The sequence below is a fragment of the Streptomyces sp. WY228 genome (assembly GCF_019287315.1).
Classification (GTDB): domain Bacteria; phylum Actinomycetota; class Actinomycetes; order Streptomycetales; family Streptomycetaceae; genus Streptomyces; species Streptomyces caviscabies.
Window position 1 is genome coordinate 5,200,691 of sequence record NZ_CP079114.1, and the last position, 16,956, is coordinate 5,217,646.

Sequence of the window (16,956 nt, forward strand, 5' to 3'; positions counted from 1 at the left end):
GTGGCGGACGAGGACGCCCCGGCGGGGGAGGCCGGGGTCGCCGTCGAGGCGGTGTTCCGGGAGGAGCGCGGGCTGCTGCTCGCCTCCCTCGTCCGCCGGTTCGGCGACCTCGACCTGGCCGAGGAGGTGACGTCCGAGGCGATCGAGGCCGCCCTGCGGCACTGGCCCGCCGAGGGCGTCCCCGCCCGGCCCGGGGCCTGGCTGCTGACGACCGCGCGGCGCAGGGCCGTGGACCGGCTGCGGCGCGACCAGGCGTACGCCGCCCGGCTCGCCGTCCTGCGGGCCGACGCGGAACGGGCGGAGGCCGTCGCGCCCGCGCCGGACGTCGCCGGTGTCGGTGAACTGCCCGACGACCGGCTCCAGTTGTTCTTCACCTGCACCCACCCCGCCCTCGCCGCCGAGGACCGCGCCGCCATCACCCTGCGCTGCCTCGCCGGGCTCACCACACCGGAGGTGGCGCGCGCCTTCCTCGTACCGACGGCGACCATGGCCCAGCGCATCGTGCGGGCCAAGAAGAAGATCCGCGAGGCCCGCATCCCGTTCCGGGTGCCCGGCCCCGACGAACTGCCGGAGCGGCTGCCCGGAGTGCTCCAGGTCGTCTACTCGGTGTTCACGGAGGGGTACGCGGCCAGCTCCGGGCCCCGTCTCCAGCGGCTCGACCTCGCCGAGGAGGCGATCCGGCTGGCCCGGATACTGCACCGGCTGCTGCCCGCCGAGCGGGAGAGCGCCGGGCTCCTCGCGCTGCTGCTCCTGGTCCACGCCCGGCGCGACGCGCGGACCGGGCCGGAGGGCGAGCCGGTGCTGCTGGAGGACCAGGACCGGGGGCGCTGGGACCGGCCGATGATCGAGGAGGGGCGTGCCCTGGTCGTCCGGGCGCTGACCGGCGGACCGGCCGGGCCCTACGGGGTGCAGGCCGCCATCGCCGCCCTGCACGACGAGGCGGCGGACGTGGCGGGCACGGACTGGCCGCAGATCGTGGCCCTGTACGACGTGCTCCTCACGCTCACCCCGTCGCCCGTGGTGGCGCTCAACCGCGCCGTGGCGGTGGCGATGCGGGACGGGCCCGAGGCGGGGCTCGCGCTGCTGGACGCGCTGGCCGGAGAGCCCCGGCTGCGGGCGTACGCGCCGTACGCGGTGGCGCGCGGCGATCTGCTGAGCCGGCTGGGGCGGGACGGCGAGGCCGCCGAGGCGTACCGGGAGGCGCTGGAACGCGCGGGCACCGGGCCGGAGCGGGCCGCCCTGCGACGGAAGCTGGGGGAGTAGGGGGGCGGTGTTGCCCGGCTCTACAACAGGACGAACACCACCGTCACCGCGAACGCCACCGCCAGCACCCCGTACAGGCCGGTCTTCCACTTCGGCATCTCGTACGTCTCACCGGCCAGAGCCGCCGCCCTGATCCTCGGCAGCTCCGGCTTGAGCGCCAGGACCAGCAGCGCCACGGCGAGCATCGAGGCGGAGAACATGATCAGCGCCTCCACCTCCGCGTGGTCGCGTACGCCGGCGGCGCCCAGGACGGTGATGCCGCCGAGGACGGGTGCGATCAGGGAGAGGAGCGTGGCCTTGCCGTTCCTGAAGGTGAAGTGGACCGCCGCGAGCAGCACCGCGGAGGTCGCCAGTGCCACCAGCCACCACTGCGCCGTCGTCAAGCTCTCTGCCTGCACGCTTCTTCTCCCGTCCGTTCGGTCGTCCAGTGTCCCGTGTGCGGTGCGGGTGGGCGGCGCCGTGTCCGGTGCCGCCCACCCGCCTCGATCAGCCCCCGGTCAACTCCAGTTCAGCAGCCCGATGGCCGCCGTCGTGGTGTCCTCCAGGAAGCCGGACACCTTCATGCCGACCTCGTCCGCGATGCCCGACAGGCTGCTGCCGACCTTCTTGGACACATGGGCCACCGCTCGGCCCTTCCCGAAGAACAGGGCGCTCAATGCGAACGTGCCCAGATTCTTCTGGAAATCGTCCGTGCCCCAGCTCGCGATGACGTTCACACCGCCCGCCAGCAGGGAGACCCCTCCCGCGACGAGCGAGATGCCACCGAGGATCGCGGCCGCGCCCTGGCCGACGACCGGGATCCAGCCGACCGCCAGAGCCAGACCGCCCGCACCGGCCGAGATCGTACCGGCGATGGTGCTGACGCGGCCGGAGTACTTGATCCACTGGTCCTTGGTCAGACCGAGGAACTCGCCGTCCTCCTCCGCCTTGTTCTTGTCGTTGTCGGCGCTGTCGGCGGGGTTCTTGCCGCTCTGCGCGTCCTCCTTCGCCTTGCGTTCCGCGGCGGCCGCGGCGGCGGCGATCTCCTGCTGCCGCTTCTCGCGGGCGATGCGGTGCGCGTCGGAGGCGACCGCGGCCGCCTCCGAGGCGTCCTTGCCCGCCTGCTCGGCGGAGGCGCGGGCGCTCGCCGCGGACTGCGCGGCGGAGGCGGCGGAGGCCTGGGCCCGGCCGGCGGAGGCGTACGCCTGGTTCATGGAGTAGTTCGCGGCCCGCGCGGCGGACCGTGCCACCACGGCGGCGCTCTCTGCGCGCTGGGCGGAGGTGGCGGCGCGTGCGGCGGACGCGTCGGCCGCCTCGGCGTTGTTGCGCGCCTTGGTGGCCGCGTCCTCCGCGGCCTTGGCGTAGCCCTTGGCCTTGTCCGCCCAGTCCGCCGCCTCCTCGGCCGCCTGCCGGGCGTCCGCCGCCGCCTTGGAGGCGCGCGCGGCGTCCTCCAGGGCCCGCTGGGCGATCTGGGCGGCGTGCGCGATGGCGGCCCGGATCGCGGCGACGTGCGCCTCGGCGTCGTGGTCGAGGCGGGCGACGTTGAACTGGTCGTGCGCCACGAAGGACCGCCGCATGAGGGCGGACCCCTCCAGGACGACCTGGGCCGCCGAACGGAGGTAGGCCCCGCCCTCGTTGAGGATCTTGAAGACCTCGACGGTGTCGTCTTCCTTGACCGCCTCGACGTACTCCGTGCTCAGGAAGCGGAACAGCGCCTCCGGACTGCCGTCGGCGAGGGCCGCCTCCGCCTTGGCCTTGACCGCGCGGCCGGGGTCCTGGCCGAGGATCGTGAAGATCTTGACGCGGTTCTCGGTGGCGGCCGAATCGGTCATGCCCGCTTCGAGGAACGTGCTCGCCGCGTCGGGGTCCTCGCTCTTCAGCGCCACATGCGCGCCGGCCGCGACATCCGGCGCCGCCATCTCGGCCAGGGCCAGGACGGTCTCGCGGTCGTCCTGGCGCTGGGCCGCCGGACGGTCGACGTCGATCCAGTTGAGGATCTCGTAGTCGCCCGCCGCGAGCGCGAACTCCGCCGCCTGGCGCGTCCACGTCCCGTGGCTGTCGAGGAGTTTGACCGCCGCCTTGCGGCCCGTGGACACCGCCCGAGGCTGGTCCCCGGCGGTGAGGGCCTCCTGCGCCTGCGCGACGAGATCGCGGATCTCCTGCGCCATCTGGTCGTTCTGGGTGCGCTGGGTGGCGATCCGGTCCAGGGCCTCCTGCTCCTGGGCGGCCTTGAGGCGGGCCGCGACGATGCCGACCTCGGTGTCCTGCTCGATGCGTTCGGCCTCGGCCTCGCGGGCCGCCGCCTCGACGTCCGTCGCCTCCTTGACGGCGTCGGCCGCGGTGTTGGCGGCCTTCACCGCCTCCTCGGCGAAGAGCCGGGAGCGCTTCGCGTACTCGATCGCCTGGCCGGCGTGCTTGGCCGCGTCCTCGGCGGCGTCGGCGGCCTTCTCGGCGTGCGCGGCCGCGGAGTTGGCCGCCTTGTGCGCGGCGGATGCCGCTGCCGCGGCCTTGTCCGCCAGCGACCGGGAGAGCGCGGCCGCCCGGGTGGCGCGGGCCGCCTGGGCGTTGGCGTCGGCGGCGGCCTCACGGGCCTTGCGGGCCTCGGCGGTGGCCGCGCCGGCGGCGTTGGCCGCGTCGGCGGAGGCGCTGGCGGCGGCCGCGGCGTTGCCGGCCGCGCTGGCGGCGGCGGCGCCCGCCGCGGAGGCCTGCGTGGAGGCGATGGAGGCCTGGTCGGCGGCCTTCGCCGCGGTGCGCGCCTTCGCTGCGGCGTCCCGGGCGCCCTTGGCCGCCGAGAGCGCGGCGGAGGCCTTGCTGGCGTCACCGGAGGCGGCGATGGCCGCGTTGTAGGCGCGGGAGGCAGCGCGGCCGGCCACGGCCGCCGCCGCTGCCGCCGCCTGTGCGGCGTTCGCCGCCCGCTGCGAGGCGGACTGCGCGGACCGCGAGGCGCTGATCGCGGTCTGCGCCGCGCGGGCGGCCCCGCGTGCCGCGTCGGACGCCTTGTTGGCGGCCGCCGCCGACTTGCGTACGTCGTTCTGCGCGGCCTTGGCCTCGGCCGCCGCGACCAGCGCGGCCTCCTTGGCCTTGACCGCGGCTTCCTTCGCCTGCTCGGACGCGGCGACGGCCTTGTCGGTCTTGAGGCGTGCCTGCTTGCCCTCGCGCTCGACGATCGACACGAGCTGGTCGATCGTGGCCGTTTCCTCGTCGCGCGCCCGGGCGATGTGCTGACCGGTGTTCAGGAACCACTGGATCGCCTTCGCGGACCCGTCCTGGAGCGCGCGCTGCGCGTACTCCTTCACCTGGGGCGAGGCGGTGGCGAGGATCTTGAAGACCTCGACCTGCTCGTCCTCCTCCTGGCCGTCGAAGCGGGTTTCCAGGAGGAACTTCTCCAGCGAATCCTGGGTGTCCGTGTTCAGCGCGGTGTTGGCACGGCTCTTGGTGCCCGTGCCGCCGCTCTCCATGACACGCAGGACCTCGGCGCGCAGGTCGGTCTTGAGCGGCGCCAGATAGCCGTCCTTGAGGTAGGCGGCGATGGCCTCGTCGCCGCCGGACAGCGCCCGGCTCGCCGCCGTCTGGACGGACCGGCCCGCCCAGGCGAGACCCTGGAACACGGCCACGCGGTTGTCCTCGGCCCTGGCCGGGGCGAGTTCGCCCGACAGGAACTCCGCGATCCGGGCGTCGTTGCCGAGCAGCGCGGCGGCGGCGGCCTCCCGTACGGCACGGCCACCGGTCAGATACGCCCACAGCACCTGGCCGCGGTCGGTGTCCGGAAGGTTGTCGGGCAGCTCGGAGCCGGTGTCCGCGGCATACGCAGGTGCCCCGGACAGGACGAGCGATCCGGGTACGGCGGCGACGGCGGTCATCGCGGAGAGCGTGGTGAGGATGCGGCGTCTGCTCCACATGGTGGGTGGCACGACGGAATTCCTTTCGATGTCGGAACGCTGGACGCGCCGCTCACTGGGGTGAGGGCGCAGATGGCGTTACGCACGGCGGCATGGCGGCACAGCCCCGCGGCTGACCTGCCGTCGGCGCTCTTTCGGGGTGTGTGCCGGCGGCTAGCCGGAGGTGACGATCTCCACGAGCACGTGCTCGCGGCCTTCCGGGTCGGCCGTCTCGCCCACCGGGGCCCAGGAGTTGGCCGCCACGTCGTACTGGTGCTCCTCGCCGTCGACCGTCGTGGACAGTTCGGTGGCGTGGTCCTTGGTCTGGACGCCGTAGACGGCGGGCAGCTCCAGGCTCAGATAGCCGGAGGCGCCCGTGGTCCGGAAGCAGAACTTCTCGGCGCTCTCGTGGCGTACGTAGATCTCCAGCAGGTCCGGAGAACTGCCGCACTGCGCCAGCACGATGTGTCCGTCGCCCCGCTTCAGCAGGATCCCCTGCTCGGCGAGGATCGTGTCGGCCTGTGGATAGGCGAAGTCCTCCACGGCGTGGCCCGGTCCCTCGCCCGCCACCGGACGGAGCGTCAACTCCTGTTCGGGCGAATCCGGTTGTCCGGTCACGAGCGCTGCCACGACCACCCCGGACAGGGCGCCCGCGGCCAGGGCGGACTTCAGTACGCGCCTTCTCAAAACCCCTCCTCGCATCACCGGAAGGCGTCCCGAGCCCCCTGCTCGTACCCCGCTGTCACCTTCCGGTGGGCTCAGCCCAACAGCTGCCGCACCCGAAGGCAAGCAAGGCACGTACGGCATAGGCGACATGAGAGGAAGGGGTCTGTGAGCTTCACCACAATGTTGAAAAGGTTGTATGAAGATCAGCGTCGATCGCGTCACGAAGTTTTCAAGAGGCCCGGAATCTGCCTTCCGGCCTTAGGGTGCCGTTATGTGCGGAATCGTGGGTTATGTCGGTGGACAGTCGGCGCAGGACGTCGTCGTCGCAGGACTCAAGCGCCTCGAATACCGGGGCTACGACTCGGCGGGCGTCGCCGTTCTCGCGGACGGCGGGCTGGCCGCCGCGAAGAAGGCGGGCAAGCTCGTCAATCTGGAGAAGGAACTGGGCGACCGGCCCCTGCCGGCCGGGCGGACCGGCATCGGGCACACCCGCTGGGCGACGCACGGAGCGCCCACCGACGTCAACGCCCACCCGCACCTGGACAACGCGGGCCGGGTCGCCGTCGTGCACAACGGGATCATCGAGAACTTCGCCGCCCTCCGCCGCGAACTGACCGGGCGCGGGCACGCCCTGGAGTCGGAGACGGACACCGAGGTCGTCGCGCATCTGCTGGCCGAGGCGTTCTCGGCGGGCGGAGACCTCGCGGACGCGATGCGGCAGGTGTGCCGGCGGCTGGAGGGGGCGTTCACCCTGGTCGCCGTCCACGCGGACCAGCCGGACGTCGTCGTCGGCGCCCGGCGCAACTCCCCGCTGGTCGTGGGCGTGGGGCAGGACGAGTGGTTCCTCGCCTCCGACGTCGCCGCCTTCATCGCGCACACCCGCTCCGCGATCGAGCTGGGCCAGGACCAGGTGGTCGAGCTGAGCCGCGAGGGCGTCACCGTCACCGGCTTCGACGGGGCGCTCGCCGAGGTGCGCGAGTACCACGTCGACTGGGACGCCTCCGCCGCCGAGAAGGGCGGCTACGCCTCCTTCATGCTCAAGGAGATCGCCGACCAGCCGCAGGCCGTCGCCGACACCCTCCTCGGCCGGATCGACGGCGAGGGCGCGCTCCACCTCGACGAGGTGCGCATCCCGGACACCGAACTGCGCGAGGTCGACAAGGTCGTCATCGTCGCCTGCGGCACCGCGTTCCACGCCGGGATGATCGCCAAGTACGCCATCGAGCACTGGACCCGGCTGCCCTGCGAGACCGAGCTGGCCAGCGAGTTCCGCTACCGCGACCCGATCCTGGACCAGCGCACCCTCGTCGTCGCCATCTCCCAGTCCGGCGAGACCATGGACACCCTGATGGCGCTGCGGCACGCCCGTGAACAGGGCGCGAAAGTGCTCGCCATCTGCAACACCAACGGCTCCACCATCCCGCGCGAGTCCGACGCCGTCCTCTACACCCACGCCGGGCCCGAGGTCGCCGTCGCCTCCACCAAGGCCTTCCTCACCCAGCTCGTCGCCTGCTACCTGGTGGCGCTCTACCTCGGCCAGGTGCGCGGCACCAAGTGGGGCGACGAGATCCGTACGGTGGTGCGCCAGCTCTCCGCCGTGCCCGGCGAGGTCGACCGCGTACTGGAGACGATGGAGCCGGTGCGCGAGCTGGCCCGGTCCCTCGCCCACCACGACACCGTGCTGTTCGTCGGCCGGCACGTCGGCTACCCGGTCGCCCTCGAAGGCGCGCTCAAGCTCAAGGAACTCGCCTACATGCACGCCGAGGGCTTCGCGGCCGGCGAGCTGAAGCACGGGCCGATCGCACTCATTGAGGAGGGCCTGCCGGTCGTCGTCATCGTGCCGTCCCCGCGCGGGCGTTCGGTGCTCCACGACAAGATCGTGTCCAACATCCAGGAGATCCGGGCCCGGGGCGCGCTCACCGTCGTCGTCGCCGAGGAGGGCGACGAGGCCGTCGTCCCGTACGCCGACCACCTCATCACCGTCCCCGCAACGCCTACGCTGCTTCAGCCGCTGGTCGCCACCGTGCCGCTCCAGGTCTTCGCCTGCGAGCTCGCGACGGCCCGCGGCAACGAAGTGGACCAGCCGCGCAATCTGGCGAAGTCCGTGACCGTGGAGTGAGCGAGTGAGCGAGCGAGGGTGGGGGCCGTGATCATTGGGGTCGGCATCGATGTGGCCGAGATCGAGCGGTTCGGCGCGGCGCTGGAGCGTACGCCCCAGCTGGCCGACCGGCTCTTCGTCGGCAGCGAGCTGACGCTGCCGAGCGGCGAGCGGCGCGGTATCGCCTCGCTCGCCGCCCGGTTCGCCGCGAAGGAGGCTCTGGCCAAGGCGCTCGGCGCACCGGGCGGGCTGCTCTGGAGCGACGCGGAGGTCTGGGTCGAGGAGAGCGGGCAGCCCCGGCTGCGGGTACGCGGCACGGTCGCCGCCCGCGCCGCCGAACTGGGCGTGCGCGGCTGGCACGTCTCGCTCAGCCACGACGCGGGCGTCGCCTCGGCGGTGGTGATCGCGGAGGGGTGAGCACCCGCACGGCCGAACCGGTCGCCACGCCCCGCGGGGGTGGCGTCGGCCCGGGTGATCGCGGAGGGTTGGACCATGCGACGTGCCTACAGCGTGGAGACCGTACGGGCCGCCGAGGCCGCCCTCATGCAGCGGCTGCCGGAGGGCGCCCTGATGCAGCGCGCCGCCGCCGGACTCGCCGCGGCCTGCGGCGATCTGCTGCGGCGCACCGGCCGGGTGTACGGGTCCCGGGTCCTGCTCCTGGTCGGCAGCGGCGACAACGGCGGCGACGCGCTGTACGCGGGCGCCCGCCTCGCCCGCCGGGGCGCGGGCGTGCGGGCCCTGCTGCTCGCCCCCGACCGGGCGCACCCCGGCGGGCTCGCCGCGCTGCTGGCGGCCGGCGGGCGGGTCGTCGACGGGCCGGACGGGCTCGGCGCGCTCGACCTCGTGGTGGACGGCATCACCGGCATCGGCGGGCGCGGCGGACTGCGCGAGGACGCCGCCGAACTGCTGCACGCGGTGACCCGGGACCGTGCGCCGGTCCTCTCCGTCGACCTGCCGAGCGGGGTGGAGGCCGACACCGGGGAGGTGCACGGCGACGCGGTCCGGGCGGACGCCACGGTCACCTTCGGCACCTACAAGCCCGGCCTCCTGATCGACCCGGCCGCCGAACACGCGGGGGCGCTGCGGCTGGTGGACATCGGGCTCGGTCCTGAGCTGCCCGAGCCGCCGGACCTGGAGGCGCTCCAGTACGCGGACGTCGCGGCACTGCTGCCGGTGCCGGGCGCGGAGAGCGACAAGTACCGGCGCGGGGTCGTCGGCGTGGTCGCCGGGTCCGAGCGCTACCCGGGCGCGGCGGTCCTCGCGGTCGCGGGCGCGCTGCGCGGCGGGGCCGGGGCCGTGCGGTACGTCGGACCGGGCGCGGACGCGGTGATCGCCCGGTTCCCCGAGGCGCTGGTGCACGCCGGGCCGCCGTCGAAGGCCGGGCGGGTGCAGGCCTGGGTGGTCGGGCCGGGGCTCGGCGACGGGCGGGGCGCGGCGGCGGCCGTCGCCGATGTGCTGGCCGCCGACGTGCCCGTGCTCGTCGACGCGGACGGGCTGCGGCTGCTGGACGCGGAGACCGTGCGGACCCGGACCGCCCCGACCGTCCTCACCCCGCACGCGGGCGAGGCCGCGGCCCTGCTCGGCACGGCCCGGGAGGAGGTGGAGTCCGGCCGGCTCACCGCCGTCCGCGAACTGGCCGCCCGCTACCGCGCCACCGTGCTCCTCAAGGGCTCCACGACCCTGATCGCGGAGGCCCGCGACACGCCCGTACGGGTCAACCCGACCGGCACGGCCTGGCTGGCCACGGCGGGCAGCGGCGATGTGCTCTCCGGCCTCACCGGCTCCCTGCTCGCGGCCGGGCTCGCCCCGCGCGACGCCGCGTCCGTCGCCGCCCATCTGCACGGGCTCGCCGCCCGGCACGGCTCGGACGGGGCCCCGGTCTCCGCGCAGGACGTCGCGGACCGCATCCCGGCGGCCTGGCGCGACGTGCGGGCGGGCTGAGCGGGGGCGATGGTGGAAGCTCCGGCAGAAGGGCGGTGCGAGCGGTGAGCGAATCCGTACGCGTACACAGGGCGTACGACCCGGTCGAGGACGGCGACGGCACCCGGGTCCTGGTCGACCGGCTCTGGCCCCGGGGCGTCTCCAAGGAGCGGGCCGACATCGACCTGTGGCTCAAGGACGTCACGCCCTCGGACGAGCTGCGCTCCTGGTACCACCACGACCGCGCGGACCGGCACGCGGAGTTCGTCGAGCGGTACCGCACCGAACTGGACGACCCGACGCACACGGAGGCGGTCGAACAGCTCGTCGGCCTCGTGCGCGAGGGCGGCCCGGTCACCCTGATCACGGCGGCCAAGGACGTCGGGGACAGCCATGTCCCGGTCCTGGTCGATCACCTGAAGCATGTGATGAAACGTACATAAGCCCGGATACCGGCGTGCACTGCCCGAGAGGTGGCGGATGCCTCTGAGAGACTGGGCGCGATGAACGAGACAGCGTCCCTGAGAGCCCGTGCCGAGATCGACCTCGCCGCGCTGCGCGCCAATGTGCGTGTCCTGCGCGAGCGGGCGGCCGGTGCGCAGCTCATGGCCGTGGTGAAGTCCGACGGGTACGGGCACGGAGCGGTGCCCTGCGCCAGGGCCGCGCGGGAGGCCGGGGCGACCTGGCTGGGCACCGCGACCCCGCACGAGGCCCTCGCCCTGCGGGCGGCCGGACTCGACGGCCGGATCATGTGCTGGCTCTGGACGCCCGGCGGCCCCTGGCGCGAGGCGATCGAGGCGGACCTCGATGTGTCGGTCGGCGGCATGTGGGCGCTGCGTGAGGTCGTCGCGGCCGCCGGAGCCGCGGGCCGCCCGGCCCGCGTCCAGCTCAAGGCCGACACCGGCCTCGGCCGGGGCGGCTGCCAGCCCGCCGACTGGCCCGAACTGGTCACCGAGGCGCTCACCGCCGAGCAGGCCGGACGGGTCCGGATCACCGGCCTGTGGTCGCACTTCGCCTGCGCCGACGAACCGGGCCACCCCTCGATCGCCGCCCAGCTCGCCGTCTACCGCGACATGGTGGCGTACGCCGAGAAGGAGGGCGTGGAGCCCGAGGTGCGGCACCTGGCCAACTCCCCGGCCACGCTCACGATCCCCGAGGCGCACTTCGACCTCGTCCGGACCGGCATCGCGATGTACGGCATCTCGCCCGCCCCCGAACTGGGCACCTCCGCCGACCTCGGGCTGCGCCCCGTGATGACGCTCGCCGCGTCCGTCGCCCTGGTCAAGGACGCCCCGGCCGGACACGGCGTCAGCTACGGCCACCACTACGCGACTTCCGCCGACACGACGCTCGGCCTGATCCCCGTCGGCTACGCGGACGGCGTCCCGCGCCACGCGTCGGGCCGGGGCCCCGTCCTGGTCGGCGGACGGCGGCGCACGGTCGCGGGCCGGGTCGCCATGGACCAGTTCGTCGTCGACCTCGAAGGCGACCGGCCCGAGGCGGGCGCGGAGGCGGTGCTGTTCGGTCCCGGCGACCGGGGCGAGCCGACCGCGCAGGACTGGGCGGAGGCCGCCGACACCATCGCGTACGAGATCGTCACGCGCATCGGCACCCGGGTGCCCAGGGTGTACGTGAACGAGAAGGCCGACGAGCTGACCGGGGGCACGGCGCAGTGAGCGAGAGCAGCGCGGAGGCCGTGGTGGCCGCGACCGCGAACGTGGCCGGTGCGGCGGGCTGGCGCCGGGCGGGCATCGCCGGGGCCGCGATAGGAGTGCTCGCCGCGGGTGCGGCGGCCGGGGTCGCCGTCGAGCGGCTCACCGTCGGGCGCGGCATGCGGAAGAAGGCCCGCCTCGCCCTGGACGCCACCGGGCCCTACGGTTCGCTGCGCGGCACGCCGGGCCGGGCCGTCGCCGACGACGGCACCGAGCTGTACTACGAGGTCGACGAGGTGGAGGACGCGCAGGCGACGGCCGAGGAGGGCGCCTCCGGCACCCGTCGCCGTCGGCTCTTCGGGCGCAAGGCGCCCGCCCCGGTCACCGTCGTCTTCAGCCACGGTTACTGCCTCGGCCAGGACTCCTGGCACTTCCAGCGGGCCGCGCTGCGCGGTCTCGTGCGCTGCGTCTACTGGGACCAGCGCAGCCACGGCCGCTCCGAGCGCGGCCGGGCCCAGGCGGACGGGGTGCCGGTCGGCATCGACCAGCTCGGCCGCGACCTCAAGGCGGTCATCGACGCGGCGGCCCCCGAGGGCCCGCTGGTGCTGGTCGGGCACTCCATGGGCGGCATGACGATGATGGCGCTGGCCGACCAGTACCCGGCCCTGATCCGCGACCGGGTCGCCGCCGTCGCCCTGGTCGGCACCTCCGGCGGCAGGCTCGGCGAGGTCGACTTCGGGCTGCCCGTGGCGGGCGTGAACGCGGTGCGCCGGGTGCTGCCCGGGGTGCTGAAGGCGCTCGGCTCGCAGAAGGAGCTGGTGGAGAAGGGGAGGCGTGCCACGGCGGACCTGTTCGCCGGGCTGATCAAGCGGTACTCGTTCGGCTCGCGGGACGTGGACCCGGCGGTCGCCCGGTTCGCGGAACGGCTGATCGAGTCCACCCCGATCGATGTGGTCGCCGAGTTCTACCCGGCCTTCACCGACCACGACAAGAGCGGCGCGCTGCCCGCGTTCCGGGACGTGCCGGTGCTGATCCTGGCCGGGGACAAGGATCTGGTCACCCCCAGCTCGCACAGCGAGGCCATCGCGGACGTCCTGCCCGACGCCGAGCTGGTGATCGTGCCGGACGCCGGGCACCTGGTGATGCTGGAACACCCGGAGACCGTCACGGACCGGCTGGCCGACCTGCTCGTACGCAGCGGCACGGTGCCGGCCGCTAACGTTGGCGGACATGGAAGCACCGCACAACAGCCCGGCCGCTGAGACCGTCTCCGAGCCCGCCGGGGCGACCGATCCCGACGCCGTGGGGGCCGTGCCCGAGGCCGTCACCCTGACGCTCACCGTCACGTCCCCCGAACAGATGCGGGACCTGGGCCGCCGCCTGGCCCGGGTGCTGGCCCCCGGCGACCTGGTCATGCTCACCGGCGAGCTGGGCGCCGGGAAGACGACGCTGACCCGCGGCCTCGGCGAGGGCCTCGGCGTACGCGGCGCGGTCACCTCGCCCACCTTCGTCATCGCCCGCGTCCACCCCTCGCTGGTCCAGGGCCCGGCCCTGGTCCACGTCGACGCCTACCGCCTGGGCGGCGGCCTCGACGAGATGGAGGACCTGGACCTGGACGTGTCGCTGCCGGAGTCGGTGGTGGTCGTGGAGTGGGGCGACGGCAAGGTCGAGGAGCTGGCCGATGACCGCCTGCGGGTCCTCATCGACCGCGCCACCGGCGACACCGACGACGAGCGGCGCGAGGTGACCCTGGTCGGCATCGGGGCGCGGTGGGCGGGGCTGCGGGAGGAGCTGGCGTAACGCCCGGTCCGTGACGTCCGGTCCGTGACGTCCGGCTCTACCCTTCCCGACAAGCCGTCGGTAAATTGTTGCGCGGGGGACCGTGGTCGTGGTCACATGGGTACGAGACGTGGTTAGGTTTACCTAACCGCGCCCTCCACCGGAGCACCCAGGAGGCATCCATGCCGACGCCCGAGCGCGCAGCGCGACCGCAGCCGCGACCGACTCCGTCCGCCCTGTCGATGAGAGACCTGCTGGCCTCGTGCGCCGCGGCCACCGCCGTCTCCACCCCGCCGAGCGACGCGGCGGAGGAGGCGGACGACAGCGAAGCCCGCGGCGCGGTGCCCCCGCCGGCCAGGCGCGACGCCGCGTAGCGGAGACCCGGCCGCGATCCGCCGGGCGGCGCCCACGGACGGACGGCAGCGATCCGCCGGGCGCCGCCTACGGGACGACGACGACCTTCGCGCCGACCGTCGCGAAGGTCCACATCGCGTTGCCGTCCGCGCGCTTCATCCGGACGCCGCCGGTCTTCGACGTCGGGTCCGGGCTGGCCATCGAGCCGTCCTGGGCCGCGCTGAAGCCGATCGCCACCTCGTCCACGTTCGCGAAGCGGACCACGTGCTCGATCGGGACGCCGTCCGAGCCCTGGACCGTGCCCGAGCGCGAGGTGACCTGGTGGGCCCCGGGCGGCGGGCTGACGGGGCTCGGCATCACGGTGAAGGTGCGGATCGCCTTGTTGTTCTCGTCGACCAGCCACACCCGGCGGTCCTTCAGCGCGTACACGACGCGCTCGCCCTTGCCGGAGGCGGCCGGGACCGCCAGCGGGTCGGCCGGGGGCTTCGGCTTGGCGGAGGGCTGTGCCGAGGCCGCGGCGGACGTCTTCGGGCCGGGCGTGGACGCCACCGAGTCGGGGGCGTTCGCCGAGGCCTGGTAAGCGAGGAAGGCGACCGCGGCGACCGCCGCCGCAGTGAGCCCGGCCACGATTCCCGAGCTGCTCCTTGCCACCGTGAACTCCCCTTTCGGCGCCGCCTGCCGCATGTCGTACAAGCGTTTACGTCGTACCCGCGGATACCCGGTGACGGTAGCAGCAGCGCGTGCGCGGACCGGGACGCCGTACGGACGCCGTACCGCCGTCGGCGGAGCCGTAGGCTGTTTGCGTGCTCTTGCTCGCCATGGATACCGCCACGCCCGCCGTCACCGTCGCCCTGCACGACGGTACGTCCGTCATCGCCTCCTCCGGACAGGTCGACGCCCGTCGCCACGGGGAGCTGCTGCTGCCCGCCGTCGACCGGGTCCTCGCCGAGGCAGGGACGAAGCTCGACGCCGTGACGGACGTGGTCGTGGGCGTCGGCCCCGGCCCGTACACCGGCCTGCGGGTCGGCCTGGTCACCGCCGCCACCTTCGGCTCCGCCCTCTCCGTACCGGTCCACGGTCTGTGCACCCTGGACGGGATCGCGTACGCCGCGGGGCAGGAGGGGCTGGCGGGACCGTTCGTCGTGGCGACGGACGCGCGCCGCAAGGAGGTCTACTGGGCGCGGTACGAGGACGCCCGCACCCGTACGGGCGAACCCGCCGTCGACCGGCCCGCCGACATCGCCGCAGCCCTCGCCGGGCTCCCCGTGGTCGGCGCGGGCGCGCGGCTCTACCCGGAGTCCTTCCCGGACGCGCGCGGCCCCGAGCACGTGGCCGCCGGGGCGCTCGCCGCGCTCGCCGCCGAGCGGCTCGCCGCCGGGCAGGAGCTCCTGGAGCCGCAGCCGCTCTATCTGCGCCGGCCCGACGCCCAGGTCCCGAAGAACTACAAGGTGGTCACCCCGAAGTGAGCGCCGCCACCGCCGTACTGCGCGAGATGCGCTGGTGGGACATCGCACCGGTGCTGGAGCTCGAACACGCGCTGTTCCCGGACGACGCCTGGTCGCCCGGCATGTTCTGGTCCGAGCTGGCCCACGCCCGCGGCCCCGGCGCCACCCGCCACTACGTCGTCGCCGAGGAGACCGCCACCGGCCGGATCGTCGGCTACGCCGGGCTCGCCGCCCTCGGCGACCTGGCCGACGTCCAGACGATCGCGGTCAGCCGCGAGGCCTGGGGCACCGGACTCGGCTCCGAACTCCTCACCGACCTGCTGAAGGCCGCGACCGCCTTCGAGAGCGCCACCGTGCTCCTCGAAGTGCGGGTCGACAACACCCGCGCGCAGAAGCTGTACGAGCGCTTCGGCTTCGAGCCGATCGGCTTCCGGCGCGGCTACTACCAGCCGGGGAACATCGACGCGCTCGTCATGCGCCTGACCATGCAAGAGCAAGCCGTGCACGAGCACGCACCAGAGACCGGGACTGAATGATGGCTGCCGACGAACCCCTCGTACTCGGCATCGAGACCTCCTGCGACGAGACCGGCGTCGGCATCGTGCGCGGCACGACCCTGCTCGCCGACGCCGTCGCCTCCAGCGTCGACACCCACGCCCGCTTCGGCGGCGTCGTCCCGGAGATCGCCTCCCGCGCCCATCTGGAGGCGATGGTCCCCACCATCGAGCGCGCCCTGAAGCAGGCGGGCGTCAGCGCCCGCGACCTCGACGGCATCGCCGTCACCTCCGGGCCCGGGCTCGCCGGCGCCCTGCTCGTCGGCGTCTCGGCCGCGAAGGCGTACGCGTACGCGCTCGGCAAGCCGCTCTACGGGGTCAACCACCTCGCCTCGCACATCTGCGTCGACCAGCTGGAGCACGGCCCGCTGCCCGAGCCGACGATGGCCCTGCTGGTCAGCGGCGGGCACTCGTCCCTGCTCCTGGCCCCCGACATCACCAGCGACGTCCGCCCGCTCGGCGCGACGATCGACGACGCGGCGGGCGAGGCCTTCGACAAGATCGCCCGGGTGCTGAACCTGGGCTTCCCCGGCGGCCCGGTCATCGACCGGCTGGCGAAGGAGGGCGACCCGAAGTCCATCGCCTTCCCGCGCGGTCTGACCGGCCCGCGCGACGCCCCGTACGACTTCTCCTTCTCCGGCCTCAAGACGTCGGTGGCGCGCTGGATCGAGGCGAAGCGCGCGGCGGGCGAGGAGGTGCCGGTACGGGATGTGGCGGCGTCCTTCCAGGAGGCCGTGGTGGACGTGCTCACCCGCAAGGCGGTCCGGGCCTGCAAGGACGAGGGCGTCGACCACCTGATGATCGGCGGCGGCGTCGCGGCCAACTCCCGGCTGCGCGCCCTGGCCCAGGAGCGCTGCGAGCGGGCCGGCGTCCGGCTGCGGGTGCCGCGCCCCGGGCTCTGCACGGACAACGGGGCGATGGTCGCGGCGCTCGGCGCGGAGATGGTCGCCCGCAACCGCCGCCCCTCCGACCTGGAGCTGTCGGCGGACTCCTCGCTGCCGGTGACGGAGCCGCACGTTCCGGGGACCGCGCACGCGCACGACCACGATCACGTGCACGAGATCAGCAAGGACAACCTGTACTCATGAGCGGCGACGCGACCATCGTCCTGATGTGGGAGGCCCGGGCCGTGGAGGGCCGGGGCTGCGAGCTGCTGGAGTGGGCCCGCGCCCGGACCGCCGAGCTGGCCCGCGACCCCCACCGCCGCGAACTGCTGCGCGCCCCGCAGGACCGGGTGCTGGTGATGACGTGGTGGCAGGACGCCTCGTACGCCGACGACCTGCCCGAACTCCCCGAGCCCGACGCCGCCCTGATCACCCGCCCGGTGCACCGCTGGCGCTTCGAGGCGGTGGGCTGAGCGGCGGGGCC

At 74.1% G+C, this 16,956-nt stretch carries 17 protein-coding genes; 13 read left to right on the forward strand and 4 right to left on the reverse strand.

All coding sequences use genetic code 11. The features are described 5' to 3' along the window. The gene (locus KV381_RS22915) at nucleotides 1-1,263 is read left to right on the forward strand and encodes an RNA polymerase sigma factor (protein WP_218786098.1); all 1,263 of its coding nucleotides are present in this window, start codon (nucleotides 1-3) and stop codon (nucleotides 1,261-1,263) included. Between the two features lie 20 nt (nucleotides 1,264-1,283). Here the strand turns inward: KV381_RS22915 and KV381_RS22920 are convergent, their stop codons facing one another. The 3 genes from KV381_RS22920 to KV381_RS22930 all read right to left on the reverse strand — a co-directional run bounded on the left by KV381_RS22920 (nucleotide 1,284) and on the right by KV381_RS22930 (nucleotide 5,807). Further along, entirely contained in the window at nucleotides 1,284-1,661 is a 378-nt protein-coding gene (locus tag KV381_RS22920) for a hypothetical protein (RefSeq protein ID WP_143665564.1), read from the reverse strand. 99 nt (nucleotides 1,662-1,760) lie between these two features. Next, on the reverse strand, nucleotides 1,761-5,153 hold the full coding sequence (locus KV381_RS22925) for an ALF repeat-containing protein (protein ID WP_218786099.1): 3,393 nt from the start codon (nucleotides 5,151-5,153) through the stop codon (nucleotides 1,761-1,763). 141 nt (nucleotides 5,154-5,294) lie between these two features. Continuing rightward, complete coding sequence (locus KV381_RS22930) at nucleotides 5,295-5,807, reverse strand: hypothetical protein (RefSeq protein ID WP_234024639.1); 513 nt, start codon at nucleotides 5,805-5,807, stop codon at nucleotides 5,295-5,297. Between the two features lie 250 nt (nucleotides 5,808-6,057). Here KV381_RS22930 and glmS point away from each other — a divergent pair, with 250 nt between their 5' ends. The 8 genes from glmS to KV381_RS22970 all read left to right on the forward strand — a co-directional run bounded on the left by glmS (nucleotide 6,058) and on the right by KV381_RS22970 (nucleotide 13,609). Beyond that, nucleotides 6,058-7,905 carry a glutamine--fructose-6-phosphate transaminase (isomerizing) gene (glmS, locus tag KV381_RS22935; RefSeq protein ID WP_030628648.1) on the forward strand — a complete coding sequence of 616 codons (1,848 nt, stop codon included), beginning with the start codon at nucleotides 6,058-6,060 and terminating at the stop codon, nucleotides 7,903-7,905. Between the two features lie 27 nt (nucleotides 7,906-7,932). Then, nucleotides 7,933-8,301 (forward strand): holo-ACP synthase, encoded by a 369-nt coding sequence (locus KV381_RS22940; protein WP_030084374.1) that lies wholly within the window; start codon nucleotides 7,933-7,935, stop codon nucleotides 8,299-8,301. A 75-nt stretch (nucleotides 8,302-8,376) separates the two neighbouring features. Further along, entirely contained in the window at nucleotides 8,377-9,825 is a 1,449-nt protein-coding gene (locus KV381_RS22945) for a bifunctional ADP-dependent NAD(P)H-hydrate dehydratase/NAD(P)H-hydrate epimerase (protein ID WP_030084375.1), read from the forward strand. 44 nt (nucleotides 9,826-9,869) lie between these two features. Continuing rightward, complete coding sequence (locus KV381_RS22950; protein WP_098027043.1) at nucleotides 9,870-10,247, forward strand: DUF488 domain-containing protein; 378 nt, start codon at nucleotides 9,870-9,872, stop codon at nucleotides 10,245-10,247. A gap of 60 nt (nucleotides 10,248-10,307) precedes the next feature. Beyond that, entirely contained in the window at nucleotides 10,308-11,480 is a 1,173-nt protein-coding gene (gene alr / locus KV381_RS22955; protein WP_218786100.1) for an alanine racemase, read from the forward strand. Continuing rightward, nucleotides 11,477-12,718 carry an alpha/beta fold hydrolase gene (locus KV381_RS22960; RefSeq protein WP_030084380.1) on the forward strand — a complete coding sequence of 414 codons (1,242 nt, stop codon included), beginning with the start codon at nucleotides 11,477-11,479 and terminating at the stop codon, nucleotides 12,716-12,718. The genes alr and KV381_RS22960 overlap by 4 nt, the downstream gene beginning before the upstream one ends. Next, nucleotides 12,687-13,256 carry a tRNA (adenosine(37)-N6)-threonylcarbamoyltransferase complex ATPase subunit type 1 TsaE gene (gene tsaE, locus KV381_RS22965; RefSeq protein WP_030628661.1) on the forward strand — a complete coding sequence of 190 codons (570 nt, stop codon included), beginning with the start codon at nucleotides 12,687-12,689 and terminating at the stop codon, nucleotides 13,254-13,256. Before KV381_RS22960 ends, tsaE begins: the two co-directional genes overlap by 32 nt. Nucleotides 13,257-13,417: 161 nt before the next feature. Continuing rightward, nucleotides 13,418-13,609 carry a hypothetical protein gene (locus tag KV381_RS22970; RefSeq protein WP_030084384.1) on the forward strand — a complete coding sequence of 64 codons (192 nt, stop codon included), beginning with the start codon at nucleotides 13,418-13,420 and terminating at the stop codon, nucleotides 13,607-13,609. 67 nt (nucleotides 13,610-13,676) lie between these two features. Here the strand turns inward: KV381_RS22970 and KV381_RS22975 are convergent, their stop codons facing one another. Then, on the reverse strand, nucleotides 13,677-14,273 hold the full coding sequence (locus KV381_RS22975; protein ID WP_193463383.1) for a hypothetical protein: 597 nt from the start codon (nucleotides 14,271-14,273) through the stop codon (nucleotides 13,677-13,679). A 134-nt stretch (nucleotides 14,274-14,407) separates the two neighbouring features. On the opposite strand from KV381_RS22975, the gene tsaB reads away from it, so the two are divergent. From tsaB to KV381_RS22995, 4 genes are read left to right on the forward strand one after another with little or no spacing between them, the layout of a single operon-like run. Continuing rightward, nucleotides 14,408-15,055 (forward strand): tRNA (adenosine(37)-N6)-threonylcarbamoyltransferase complex dimerization subunit type 1 TsaB, encoded by a 648-nt coding sequence (gene tsaB, locus KV381_RS22980; RefSeq protein ID WP_098026525.1) that lies wholly within the window; start codon nucleotides 14,408-14,410, stop codon nucleotides 15,053-15,055. Then, on the forward strand, nucleotides 15,052-15,570 hold the full coding sequence (gene rimI / locus KV381_RS22985; RefSeq protein WP_030084389.1) for a ribosomal protein S18-alanine N-acetyltransferase: 519 nt from the start codon (nucleotides 15,052-15,054) through the stop codon (nucleotides 15,568-15,570). Before tsaB ends, rimI begins: the two co-directional genes overlap by 4 nt. Continuing rightward, entirely contained in the window at nucleotides 15,570-16,676 is a 1,107-nt protein-coding gene (gene tsaD / locus KV381_RS22990; RefSeq protein WP_030628667.1) for a tRNA (adenosine(37)-N6)-threonylcarbamoyltransferase complex transferase subunit TsaD, read from the forward strand. The genes rimI and tsaD overlap by 1 nt, the downstream gene beginning before the upstream one ends. Continuing rightward, complete coding sequence (locus KV381_RS22995) at nucleotides 16,673-16,945, forward strand: hypothetical protein (protein ID WP_103536759.1); 273 nt, start codon at nucleotides 16,673-16,675, stop codon at nucleotides 16,943-16,945. The genes tsaD and KV381_RS22995 overlap by 4 nt, the downstream gene beginning before the upstream one ends. Nucleotides 16,946-16,956 lie beyond the last annotated feature (11 nt).

Bases quoted from the DNA above. Each gene is read 5' to 3' on its own strand.
- glmS (WP_030628648.1), top strand. From the start codon at position 6,058: ATGTGCGGAATCGTGGGTTATGTCGGTGGACAGTCGGCGCAGGACGTC.
- KV381_RS22945 (WP_030084375.1), top strand. From the start codon at position 8,377: ATGCGACGTGCCTACAGCGTGGAGACCGTACGGGCCGCCGAGGCCGCC.
- alr (WP_218786100.1), top strand. From the start codon at position 10,308: ATGAACGAGACAGCGTCCCTGAGAGCCCGTGCCGAGATCGACCTCGCC.
- tsaE (WP_030628661.1), top strand. From the start codon at position 12,687: ATGGAAGCACCGCACAACAGCCCGGCCGCTGAGACCGTCTCCGAGCCC.
- KV381_RS22970 (WP_030084384.1), top strand. From the start codon at position 13,418: ATGCCGACGCCCGAGCGCGCAGCGCGACCGCAGCCGCGACCGACTCCG.
- KV381_RS22975 (WP_193463383.1), bottom strand. From the start codon at position 14,273: ATGCGGCAGGCGGCGCCGAAAGGGGAGTTCACGGTGGCAAGGAGCAGC.
- tsaB (WP_098026525.1), top strand. From the start codon at position 14,408: ATGGATACCGCCACGCCCGCCGTCACCGTCGCCCTGCACGACGGTACG.
- tsaD (WP_030628667.1), top strand. From the start codon at position 15,570: ATGGCTGCCGACGAACCCCTCGTACTCGGCATCGAGACCTCCTGCGAC.
- KV381_RS22995 (WP_103536759.1), top strand. From the start codon at position 16,673: ATGAGCGGCGACGCGACCATCGTCCTGATGTGGGAGGCCCGGGCCGTG.